Below are 10,431 nucleotides of genomic sequence, written 5' to 3'. Positions count from 1 at the left end.
GGGCGCGCCCCGGCGCGAGCCGTCCGTGCGCCCCTGCCGGGTGATCCGCCGCGGCCGCCGCCCGGCTGCTGGGGGTGCCGCAGCTCGCGATCCACCTGGACCGCCAGGTCAACGACGGCATGAAGCTCGACAAGCAGCGCCACCTCACCCCGATCTGGGGCCTCGGCCCGGTCGACGAGGGCTCGCTGATCTCCTACGTCGCCGAGCGCGCCGGCGTGGACGCCGCCGACGTGGCGGGCTGGGACCTGATGACGCACGACGTCCAGCCGGCCGCCTACCTGGGCCGCGACCGCGAGCTGCTGGCCGGCCCGCGCCTGGACAACCTGCTGTCCGTCCACGCCGCCACCGCCGCGCTGGCCGCCGTCGCCTCCGCCGAGGGCGCCGCCGACCTGCCGTACATCCCGGTGCTGGCCGCCTTCGACCACGAGGAGACCGGCAGCGAGTCGGACACCGGCGCGCAGAGCCCGCTGCTCGGCAACGTCCTCGACCGCACCGTCCACGCGCGCGGCGGCACCCCGGAGGACCGCGCCCGGGCGCTCGCCGGGACGATCTGCCTCTCCTCCGACATGGGCCACGCCGTCCACCCGAACTACGCCGAGCGGCACGAGCCGGGCCACCACCCGCTGCCGAACGGCGGGCCGATCCTCAAGGTCAACGTCAACAACCGCTACGCGACCGACGGCGTCGGCCGGGCGGTGTTCGCGGCCGCCTGCGAGAAGGCCGGCGTGCCGTGGCAGTCCTTCGTGTCCAACAACGCGATGCCCTGCGGCACCACCATCGGCCCGATCACCGCGGCGCGCCTCGGCATCAAGACGGTGGACTGCGGCATCGCGGCGCTGTCCATGCACTCGGCGCGCGAACTGTGCGGCGCCGAGGACCCGTACCTGCTGGCCAGTGCGATCAAGGCGTTCCTGGAGGGCTGATCCCGGGCTGATCCCCCCTCAACGGCGAAGGGGCCCGGCGGAGTACGCTCCGCCAGGCCCCTTCCGCACTGGACGAGCCACTCCAGGGCTACTCCAGGCCGGCGAGCACCAGCGGCAGCCGGCGCGCGCCGTCGGCGACCAGCTTCACCGGCACGCCCCAGTCCTGCTGGTGCACGTGGCAGGCCGGGAACTCGATCTCCGGATCGTCGTCGCAGGACGCGGCCATCGCCGAGACGTGCAGCACGCCCTCGGCGACCTCCTCGGAGAGGACCAGCTCGCGCGACAGGTCGCTGTCCGCGCCCGCGCCGGAGACCAGCAGCTCGGGCGGGGTCGCGCTGACCAGCAGCCGGGTGGACGGGCCGTACCGCTCGTCCAGCTTCTGGCCGCTCGGCGCCGAGAACACCACGTCCAGCCGGAACGCGCCCGGCGCGACCTCGGTGGCCGCCCGCCGGGTGCGGTGCGCGACCGACTCGACCCGCACCGCCTCCTCCGGCAGCCGCAGCCTGGTCAGCCGGTGCCGGGCCGACTCGACCACCACGATGTCCCCGTCCACCAGGACCGCGCCGGACGGCTCGCGCAGGTCGGTGGCCAGCGTGGTGACCTCGCCGCTCGCAGGGTCGAAGCGGCGCAGCGCGTGGTTGTAGGTGTCGCTGATCGCCACCGAGCCGTCCGGCAGCACGGTGACGCCCAGCGGGTGCTGGAGCAGCGCCTGCTCGGCCGCGCCGTCCCGGTGGCCGAAGTCGAAGAGGCCGGTGCCGACGGCGGTGTGGACCGCCCCGGTTTCACGTGAAACCCACCGGATCGCGGACGTCTCCGAGTCGGCCACCCACAGCCGCTCGCCGTCCGCCGAGACCGCCAGACCGGACGGCTGGGCGAACCAGGCCTCGCCGACGGGCCCGTCCACCAGGCCCTCGTTGGTGGTGCCGGCCGCGACGCCGACCGTGCCGGCGGCCGGGTCGTACGCCCACAGCTGGTGCACGCCGGCCATCGCGATCCACACCCGGCCGTCGAACCAGGCGACGTCCCACGGCGAGGAGAGGTCCACCTCGCGGGCCGGGCCCTCGGTCGCCGAACCCTGCCACCACTGGCGGCCGGTGCCCGCCAGCGTGGCCACGGAGCCGTCCGCCAGCCGCACCCCGCGCAGCGCGTGGTTGACGGTGTCGGCCACGATCACGTCGAAGTCCGAGCCCTCCGGCAGCAGCGCCAGCCCCTGCGGCTCGCTGAACCGGGGGCTGGTGCCGTCCACCAGACCGCGCTGCCCGTCGCCGATCCGGCGGACCACCGTCTCGCCGTCCTCGGCCAGCTCCACCAGCGAGTGGTGGCCGGAGTCGGCGACCAGGAAGTGCCCGCCGGGCAGCCGGACCGCCTTGCCCGGGAACTTGAGATCCCCCGCGGTCGGCTCCGGCGCCACGTACGGGCCGTCGCCCCGGCGCAGCGTGCCCTTCGCCGCGTGCTCGGCCTCCAACTCCTCCACCAGCCGCGCGATCGCGTGCGCGTGGCCCTCACCCGCGTGCTGGGCGACCACGTACCCCTCCGGGTCGATCACCACCAGCGTCGGCCAGGCCCGCACGGCGTACTGCTTCCACGTCGCCAGCGCCGGATCGTCCAGCACCGGGTGGTGCACCTCGTACCGGGCGACCGCGTCCACCACGGCCTGGTGGTCCGCCTCGTGCACGAACTTCGGCGAGTGCACCCCGACGATCACCACGGTGTCCCGGTGCTTCTCCTCCAACTCCCGCAGCTCGTCCAGGACGTGCAGACAGTTGACGCAGCAGAACGTCCAGAAGTCCAGGATGGTGATCTTGCCCCGGAAGTCGGCGAGCGTCAGCTCCTTGCCACCGGTGTTCAGCCAACCGCCTGCCCCGACCAGCTCGGGGGCGCGTACACGTGCACGAGATGCCATGCCTCAATCAAACCGCACGGGCGGTGTCCGCATTCCGGGCGTCCCGGTTCAGGCGGCTGCTGCGCGTGCGGGGCTGGTCTCGACGATCTCCCGAGCGACCAGGAGCGGGGTATCCTCCCACCCGAGCAGAGCCTTGGTGACGGCGACTGCCGGGACGATGCTCGTCCCGCGTTCGACCAGCAGGGCTTGCACCGCATCCATACCCTCGCTCGCGAGCACAGGACGACACTCCTCGACCAGCGCGGTCCACTGCGCGGCTACCTCGGGCTGTAGCCCGGCGACGTTCTCGAACATGGCACTCCTCCTCGCGTACGAGCAACCCCACCGACCGCGAGCCGACCGAGCGCAGCCGCCACAACTCTTGCGGGATTCTCGCAAGCCTCGTGCCGAGACGCTGATCATTTTCCGAACCCGAGCATCCGGTAACCGGGTGCGCGTGGCATCGAGCGGCATCACACTCAAACTCGTTTAATTCCGAAGGGAGTTGGGTGTCAGAAGGTCCAGAAGTCCAGGATGGTGATCTTGCCCCGGAAGTCGGCGAGCGTCAGCTCCTTGCCACCGGTGTTCAGCCAACCGCCTGCCCCGACCAGCTCGGGGGCGCGTACACGTGCACGAGATGCCATGTCTGTATCCAACCGCATCGTGGTCGGGCGGCATTCCGGGGCGGTGGTCGTGGTCGGGGGTGGCGGGCGTGTCGGTGGGGTGGGGGGGTGGGGTTCGTGCTGTCGTTGTCCGCATGATCACCTCACCCCTGCTCCGGTCGGCCCTGACGGTCGCGACCGCTGTCCTGCTCGCCACCGGTGCCGGCGCCGCCTCGGCGGCCGCCCGGCCCGTTCTGCGTGACGTCACCGCGGAGCAGTGCCAGGACGCCGGGGGGTGGGTGGAGGGGTCCGGGTACTGCGTGGGGGCCGAGGGCGACGACTACTGGGGGCAGCCGATCGACGGGCAGGCCGTCAACCCGCATCCGGCGCCGGGCGAGGAGGACTGAGAGCGTCAGGTCCGGGTCAGGGCCGGGGGAGCTCCGCCTGCCAGCGGGTCTCGCCGTCCTGCTGCTCGTCGGTGGGGGTGAGGCCGAGGGCCCGGGCGACGGCGGCGGAGGCGTGGTGGTCGGGGTGGATGTGGGCGGTGACGGTGCTGACGCCGGCGGCGGCGAGGTGGGAGAGCAGGGCGCGGGCGGCCTCGGTGGCCAGGCCGCGGCCCTGCCAGGGGGTGCCGACGACCCAGGCGAGATCGGCGGCCCCGGGGCTGACGGTGGTCTGGACGTAGCCGGTGAGGCGGCCGTCGGCGCGCAGCCGCAGCGCCCAGTTGCCCCAGGTCTCGGCGGGGTCGGGGGAGCCGGCGGCGAGCCGGGCGTAGCGCACGCGCAGGTCGTCGGCGGTGGCCGGGGAGCCGCCGGTGAAGGCGTGCAGGGCGGGGTCGGCGAGGGCGGCGGCCAGCTCCTCGGCGTGCTCGGGGCCGATCGGGAGGAGGTCGAGGCGCTCGCTGTGCAGCGGGGCGGTGGGGTCGGGACGCATGCCGCCATTGAACGCCCGTGTGTGGCGGTGCTTCCCGGCGGGTGGGGGGATCGGGTCGAATGGGGGTCACGTCGACACGGAGGAGGCCGCTGTGCGGTACCTGGTCAGGGAGAAGCTGTTCGCAGTCGGAGACGACTACTGGATCGAGGACGACCGGGGCCACAAGGCGTACCTGGTGGACGGCAAGGTGCTGCGGCTGCGGCACACCTTCGAGCTGAAGGACGCGCACGGGCGGGTGGTCGCGGTGGTGAAGGAGAAGGCGTTCACCGTCCGCGACGCGATGAAGATCGAGGACGCCGACGGCGAGGTGATCGCGACCGTCCGGGAGAAGCTGTTCACCCCGTTCCGTGACAAGTACCTGGTGGAGCTGGCCTCCGGCGGCGAGCTGAAGATCCACGGCGACCTGATCGACAAGGACTACCGGATCGAGAACCACCACGGCGACGACCTCGCCCGGATCTCCCGCAAGTGGTTCCGGATTCGGGACACCTACGGCGTGGAGATCGCCGACGGCGCCGACACCGGTCTGCTGCTCGCGATCGCCGCCTGCGTCGACCACCTGGTGCACGAGGAACACTGACCCGACTGACGCCAGGGGGCTCCGCTTCCCCGGTCCGCCGCTCGCCCCGGTGGGGTATCTTTTGCCAACCCTTGACCAGGCCGGTCGGGGATCGGCGAGCGGACCGGGGGCTGGGACCACGATGAACGACATCCTGCACGGGCTCGGCGCGGCGGCCGCCTACGGAGCCCTCGGGGTGGTGCTGCTGCTCCTCGGTGTCGGCCTGGTGGACCTGTTGACGCCCGGCAGGCTCGGCCACCAGATCTGGGTCGAGCGCAACCGCAACGCCGCCGTGCTGCTCAGCTCCGCGTTGCTCGGCATCGGCGGCATCGTCTTCACCGCGATCATGTACACCTACGCGGACTTCGCCAAGGGCCTGGTCTCGACCGCCTGCTACGGCCTGCTCGGGCTGGTGCTGATGGCCGTCGCCTTCTGGGCGGTGGACCTGCTGACGCCCGGCAGGCTCGGCACGATCCTGGTCGAGCCGGAGCCGCACCCGGCGGTCTGGGTCTCGGCCAGCTGCAACATCGCGGTCGCGGCGGTGGTGTCGGCCGCGATCGCCTGACGGCCCGCCCGTGCGCCCGGGAGCGCCCGGCCGCACGTTCGGCTGATGGAGCGTCGGCCGGCGGGCGGCGGTGGCGTCGTCGGTGGTGTCGTCGGTGGCGAGGAGGATCCGACCGGGGTCGCCGACCTGCTGCGGCGGTGGGGCCCGGCCGGTAACGTACCGGCATGGCTGACCTTGAAGAACGCGCCAACGTCGTCGCGTCCGGCTCGCGGCAGGCCGGGGCAGGGGTGTCCGTCCGACGGCGCCGCGTCACCGACCTCGCCGACTGCGTCCGGGTGCTCGGCGACGTCCACACCACCGACGGCTACCCCGCCGACTGGCCCGACCGCCCCGCCGCCTGGCTCACCCCCGGGGGCCTGCTCGCCGCCTGGGTCGCCGAACTGGACGGCCGCCCGGTCGGCCACGTGGGCCTCTCCCGCAGTGCCCCCGGCGACGTCGCCCCCGGCCTGTGGAGCCGCCGCACCGGCGGCCGCCCGGAACTCACCGCCGTGATCGGCCGGCTCTACGTCGCGCCCACGGCGCGCGGCCACCGGATCGGCGCACGGCTGGCGGCGGCCGCCGTGGCGCACGCGCGGGCGCTCGGCCTCCACCCCGTCCTCGACGTCCTCGCCACCGCGGCCCCGGCGAACGCCTGCTACCGCCGCCTCGGCTGGACCTGGCTCGGCAGCGGCGAACAGCAGTGGGCCGCCGACCGCACGGTCGTGGTCCACTGCTTCGCCGCCCCGAGGGAGTAGCCGGCCTCCTGCGGGGCGGCCGGTGGTGGCGATCCGTCCGGAAGTGGCGACGGCGCCGCTGGAGCGGGGCCGTTCGTCACACGGGGATGACGTCGACGCCCTGCTCCAGGCCGACGAAGTCGCCCGCGTTCCGCGTGTAGAGCGGCAGGCCGTGGGCGGCCGCCGTCGCCGCGATCATCAGGTCCATGCGGCGGGGGCGGGGGTCCCGCTTGGCCTGGATCGTGAGGGCGACCAGGGTGCCGAACCGCCGAGCCGCCTCGCGGTCGAAGGGGAGAGTGGCGAACTCCGCCTCCACGTCCGCGAGTCGCTGGGCCCTGGCCATCATCTGCACCGGGTCCTTGGCCATGGCGACGCCCTGGGCGAGTTCGGCCAGCACGATGGACGACAGTGCGGCATCGGCTGGCAGGAGCTGTGGATCGATCTGCGGCAGATCGATCACGACGCAGGTGTCGAGCAGTCCGCGTTGGTGTCGCTCGGTCACTTCCGCTCCCACGGGTCGTCGCCGCCGATCCGATCCTCATCGCCGTAGAAGGCGTCGGCTTCCGCGCGCATCCGCGCCGCGTCGACCGTCGGCGCGTTCCGCCACTTTCGCTGGAGTTCCTCGACGGGGACGAATCGGCGGCGACCGCTGATCGGCCGGACTTCGGCGATCTCGGTGCCGTTGCGGGTGATGTGGTAGATCTCGCCGGCCTCGACATCGTCGAGCACGGCCTTGGACCGCGCTGCGAGTTCGCGCTGCGTGATGGTCTTCATGGGGTCAGTGTATCGCGCCGTAATGCACCGTGTCGCACTGGCGTGGGCGGCCGGTCCGGCTATCCCGCCGGGCGGTCCGTGGTGGGGCGGCGGCGGAGGGCGGGGGTGGTGACGGACGGGGGCTGCCAGACGCCGTCGGGGTGGTAGACGTTGGTGCCGGGCGGGACGATGGCGTCGATGCGGTCCAGCGTGGCGTCGTCGAGGACCAGGTCGGCGCCCTTGAGGGCCGCCTCCAGCTGGTCGTGGGTGCGCGGGCCGAGGATCACCGAGGTGACGGCGGGGTGCGCCAGCGGGAAGGCCACGGCCAGTTCGGGCAGGGTGCGGCCGAGGTCCCCGGCGAGGGCGGTGAAGGCCTCGACGGCCTCCAGCTTGGCCGCGGTGGTGGGCAGCGCCGGGTCGAAGCGGCCCGGGTGGAGGGTCGGGCGGCCGGTGGTCAGGTCGGCCGGGCGGTCCTTGCGGTAGCGGCCGGTGAGGAAGCCGGAGGCGAGCGGGCTCCAGGTCAGTGCGCCCATGCCGAGCCGCTGGACGACGGGCAGCACGTCGCGCTCCACGCCGCGGGCGAGCAGCGAGTACGGCGGCTGCTCGGTGCGGAAGCGCGGCAGGGCGTGGCGCTCGGCGACGTGGTGCGCGTCGACGATCTGTTCGGCGGGGAAGGTGGAGCAGCCGAAGGCGCGGATCTTGCCGGCCCGGACGAGGTCGCCGAGGACGGACAGGGTCTCCTCGACGTCGGTGGTGTGGTCCGGCCGGTGGATCTGGTAGAGGTCGATCCGGTCGGTGCGCAGCCGGCGCAGGCTGTCCTCGACCGCCCGGAGGATCCAGCGCCGGGAGTTGCCGCCGCGGCCGTGGCCCTCGCCCATCGGGAAGTGCCCCTTGGTGGCGAGCACGATCTCGTCGCGGTCGCCGCGGGCGGCCAGCGTCCTGCCGACGATCTCCTCGGACTCGCCGGCCGAGTACATGTCGGCGGTGTCCACGAAGTTGATGCCGTGGTCGAGCGCGGTGTTGATGATCCGGGCGCAGTCGTCGTGGTCGGGGTTGCCGATGGAGCCGAGCATCATCGTGCCGAGGCAGTAGGTGCTCACTTCGATGCCGGTGCCGCCGAGGACGCGGTAGCGCATGGTGCTGCTCCCCCTGGTGGTGGGTCGGTGGTGCGTCAGAGGCTAGGAGTTGGAGTGCACTCCATGGCAAGGGTCGGTCCGGATCCCCGTCCACTCGGGGAGTCCGGGCCCGTGGCGCGGAGCGGACGGGCGGTGGCCGGGGTGGGCGCGGGCGTTTGCGGAAACGGCAACAAAGCTTGCCGATATGGCTGGTCCGGTCGCAGCCTGGCGGTGGAGGTGAGCGCCATGGGCGACACGATGAGGACGACGGGGCCGACGGCCCCCCGGGACGAGTACGACGCGGTGGTGGTCGGCGCGGGCGCGGCCGGGTTGAGCGCCGCGCTGGTGCTGGGCCGGGCCCGGCGCCGGGTGGCGGTGGTGGACGCGGGCCAGCCGCGCAACGCCCCCGCCGCCCACATGCACGGCTACCTGAGCCGGGACGGCATGCCCCCGGCGGCGCTGCTGGAGGTCGGCCGGGCGGAGGTCGCCGGCTACGGGGTCGACCTGATCGACGCCCGGGTCGACCACGTCGAGGGCGTCGCGGACGCCGAAGGCGTGGGGACGGGCTTCGCCGTCCACCTGGCGGGCGGCCCCGTGCTGCACGCGCGCCGGGTGGTCGTCGCCACCGGCCTGCGCGACGGGCTCCCGGAGCTCCCGGGCCTGCTCGAACGCTGGGGCCGCGACGTGCTGCACTGCCCGTACTGCCACGGCTACGAGGTCCGCGACCGCCCGCTCGGCGTGCTCGGCACCGGCCCGGGCGCGGTCAACCAGGCGCTGCTGCTCCGGCAGTGGTCCGCGGACGTCGTCCTGATCACGCACACCCTCACGCCGACCGGGGCCGAGCGGGAGCGGCTCGCCGCCCGCGGCGTCCGGGTCGTCGAAGGCCGGATCACCCAGCTGGTGACGGACGCCGACCGGCTGCGCGGCGTGGAACTCGCCGACGGCCGGGTGGTGCCGCGCGAGGCCGTGTTCGTCTTCCCGCAGCCGGTGCCCCGGGACGCGCTGCTCTTCGGCCTGGAATGCGCCCGGGACGAGAACGGCTGGGTCACCACCGACCGGGCCGGCCGCACCAGCGTCCCCGGCGTCTGGGCGGTCGGCAACGTCGCCGACCCGCGGGCCCAGGTCGTCGTCGCCGCCGGGATGGGCGCGGCGGCGGCGTTCGATCTCGACCACGACCTCGTCGCGGAGGAGATCGGACGGGCGGTCGCCGAACACCGCGCGTCCGGCGCCGCCGTTCCCGCCTGAGCGGGGGAAGCTCCCCCCAGCTCCCCCCAGCTCCCCGCGGCTCCCCCCGGCACCTTCGCCCGGCGTCACCCTTCCGACCGCAGCACCTTTCCGACCGCAGCACCTTTCCGTCACCCACGATCGGAGAACCCACGATGTCCGAACACCAGCACCAGCACGGGCACCACCACGGCCACGTCCCCGCCGCCGACTTCGACTGGGACGTCCTCGCCGCCCACCTGGAGCGGGAGGCCGAACTGCGCGCCCCCGCCATCACCGGGGCCGCGCAGTGGCTGCGGTCCCTGCACGGCGAGGCCGACGGGGTGCGGCGGGTCCTCGACGTCGGCAGCGGGCCCGGGGTGATCGCCGGACTGCTCGCGGACGCCTTCCCCGAGGCCGAGACGGTCGCCGTCGACCAGTCTGCCGCTCTGCTGGAGCGCGCCCGGGCCCGTTCCGGCGGCCGTCTGAGCACCCAGCAGGCCGACCTGCCCGCCGAGTTCGGCAAGCTCGGCGAGGCCGACCTGATCTGGTCCGGCAACGCGATCCACCACCTCGGCGACCAGCAGGCCGCCCTGACCTCCCTCGCCGCGACGCTCCGGCCCGGCGGCCTGCTGGCCGTCGCCGAACGCGGCCTGCCGCTGCGCTACCTGCCGCGCGACTTCGGTCTCGGCCGGGCCGGCTTCCAGGCCCGGCTCGACGCCGTGCACGAGGACGGCTTCAGCACCATGCGCGCCGAACTGCCCGGCGCCACCGAGGAGGTGGAGGACTGGCCGGCCATGCTCACCCGCGCCGGTCTGACCGCCAGCGGCACCCGCACCTTCCTGATCGACCACCCGGCCCCGCTCGCCCGCCCCGCCCGCGAGCACCTCCACACCCAACTCGCCCGTCTGCGCGACCAGCTCGCCGACAACCTCGCCGCCGAGGACCGCAGCACCCTCGACGCCCTCCTCGCCGAGGACACCCCCACCGGCATCCTGAATCGCCCGGACGCCTTCTTCCTCTCGGCCATGACCGTCCACACTGCCCGCAAGGCCGCCTGACGACTGCGGAGCCCGAGCCGAGGGGCGGCCGGGGGGGGGGGGCCCCCCCCCCCCCAGGGGGGCCGCCCGGGAGGGGTTGTGGAGGGGCGGGGTTTTGGGGGGGCGGGAGGGGCGCGGAGGGG

At 74.0% G+C, this 10,431-nt stretch carries 13 protein-coding genes and 1 pseudogene; 7 read left to right on the top strand and 7 right to left on the bottom strand.

Features of this window, described 5'->3' with window-relative positions:
• Window positions 1-74 precede the first annotated feature (74 nt).
• Window positions 75-923: pseudogene (locus ACFV6I_RS23610) on the top strand (M18 family aminopeptidase); the annotation flags it as partial.
• A gap of 88 nt (window positions 924-1,011) precedes the next feature.
• Here the strand turns inward: ACFV6I_RS23610 and ACFV6I_RS23605 are convergent.
• The 3 genes from ACFV6I_RS23605 to ACFV6I_RS23595 form a co-directional block, all read right to left on the bottom strand.
• On the bottom strand, window positions 1,012-2,826 hold the full coding sequence (locus ACFV6I_RS23605; RefSeq protein WP_063348357.1) for an NHL domain-containing thioredoxin family protein: 1,815 nt from the start codon (window positions 2,824-2,826) through the stop codon (window positions 1,012-1,014).
• Window positions 2,827-2,874: 48 nt separating this feature from the next.
• Complete coding sequence (locus ACFV6I_RS23600; RefSeq protein WP_380427489.1) at window positions 2,875-3,120, bottom strand: hypothetical protein; 246 nt, start codon at window positions 3,118-3,120, stop codon at window positions 2,875-2,877.
• Between the two features lie 197 nt (window positions 3,121-3,317).
• Complete coding sequence (locus ACFV6I_RS23595) at window positions 3,318-3,449, bottom strand: hypothetical protein (RefSeq protein ID WP_380335538.1); 132 nt, start codon at window positions 3,447-3,449, stop codon at window positions 3,318-3,320.
• A 113-nt stretch (window positions 3,450-3,562) separates the two neighbouring features.
• Here ACFV6I_RS23595 and ACFV6I_RS23590 point away from each other — a divergent pair, with 113 nt between their 5' ends.
• Entirely contained in the window at window positions 3,563-3,814 is a 252-nt protein-coding gene (locus tag ACFV6I_RS23590) for a hypothetical protein (RefSeq protein ID WP_380427487.1), read from the top strand.
• A 16-nt stretch (window positions 3,815-3,830) separates the two neighbouring features.
• Here the strand turns inward: ACFV6I_RS23590 and ACFV6I_RS23585 are convergent, their stop codons facing one another.
• On the bottom strand, window positions 3,831-4,340 hold the full coding sequence (locus ACFV6I_RS23585; protein ID WP_063348354.1) for a GNAT family N-acetyltransferase: 510 nt from the start codon (window positions 4,338-4,340) through the stop codon (window positions 3,831-3,833).
• Between the two features lie 91 nt (window positions 4,341-4,431).
• On the opposite strand from ACFV6I_RS23585, the gene ACFV6I_RS23580 reads away from it, so the two are divergent.
• The 3 genes from ACFV6I_RS23580 to ACFV6I_RS23570 all read left to right on the top strand — a co-directional run bounded on the left by ACFV6I_RS23580 (window position 4,432) and on the right by ACFV6I_RS23570 (window position 6,198).
• The gene (locus ACFV6I_RS23580; RefSeq protein ID WP_063348353.1) at window positions 4,432-4,920 is read left to right on the top strand and encodes an LURP-one-related/scramblase family protein; all 489 of its coding nucleotides are present in this window, start codon (window positions 4,432-4,434) and stop codon (window positions 4,918-4,920) included.
• A gap of 121 nt (window positions 4,921-5,041) precedes the next feature.
• Entirely contained in the window at window positions 5,042-5,464 is a 423-nt protein-coding gene (locus ACFV6I_RS23575) for a DUF350 domain-containing protein (RefSeq protein WP_380427485.1), read from the top strand.
• 164 nt (window positions 5,465-5,628) lie between these two features.
• Entirely contained in the window at window positions 5,629-6,198 is a 570-nt protein-coding gene (locus tag ACFV6I_RS23570; protein ID WP_079135707.1) for a GNAT family N-acetyltransferase, read from the top strand.
• 76 nt (window positions 6,199-6,274) lie between these two features.
• Here the strand turns inward: ACFV6I_RS23570 and ACFV6I_RS23565 are convergent, their stop codons facing one another.
• The 3 genes from ACFV6I_RS23565 to ACFV6I_RS23555 are packed head-to-tail and all read right to left on the bottom strand — an operon-like array spanning window position 6,275 to window position 8,066.
• Window positions 6,275-6,679, bottom strand: a complete 405-nt coding sequence (locus ACFV6I_RS23565; RefSeq protein ID WP_380427483.1) for a type II toxin-antitoxin system VapC family toxin — start codon at window positions 6,677-6,679, stop codon at window positions 6,275-6,277.
• A complete protein-coding gene (locus ACFV6I_RS23560; protein WP_380427481.1) occupies window positions 6,676-6,951 on the bottom strand; it encodes a type II toxin-antitoxin system Phd/YefM family antitoxin in 276 nt (91 codons plus the stop codon). The genes ACFV6I_RS23565 and ACFV6I_RS23560 overlap by 4 nt, the downstream gene beginning before the upstream one ends.
• A 59-nt stretch (window positions 6,952-7,010) precedes the next feature.
• Entirely contained in the window at window positions 7,011-8,066 is a 1,056-nt protein-coding gene (locus ACFV6I_RS23555; RefSeq protein WP_380427479.1) for an aldo/keto reductase, read from the bottom strand.
• Between the two features lie 225 nt (window positions 8,067-8,291).
• Between ACFV6I_RS23555 and ACFV6I_RS23550 the strand changes: the two genes are divergently transcribed.
• Together ACFV6I_RS23550 and ACFV6I_RS23545 are read left to right on the top strand one after the other, a co-directional pair.
• Complete coding sequence (locus ACFV6I_RS23550) at window positions 8,292-9,290, top strand: NAD(P)/FAD-dependent oxidoreductase (RefSeq protein WP_380427477.1); 999 nt, start codon at window positions 8,292-8,294, stop codon at window positions 9,288-9,290.
• Between the two features lie 134 nt (window positions 9,291-9,424).
• Window positions 9,425-10,309: a class I SAM-dependent methyltransferase gene (locus tag ACFV6I_RS23545; protein ID WP_380427475.1), complete on the top strand. Its 885-nt coding sequence runs from the start codon at window positions 9,425-9,427 to the stop codon at window positions 10,307-10,309.
• Window positions 10,310-10,431: the final 122 nt, after the last annotated feature.

It is taken from the genome of Kitasatospora sp. NPDC059803, assembly GCF_042732255.1.
Classification (GTDB): domain Bacteria; phylum Actinomycetota; class Actinomycetes; order Streptomycetales; family Streptomycetaceae; genus Kitasatospora.
Note: the sequence above shows the minus strand (reverse complement) of the source record. Positions and strands in the feature narration are given on the sequence as shown.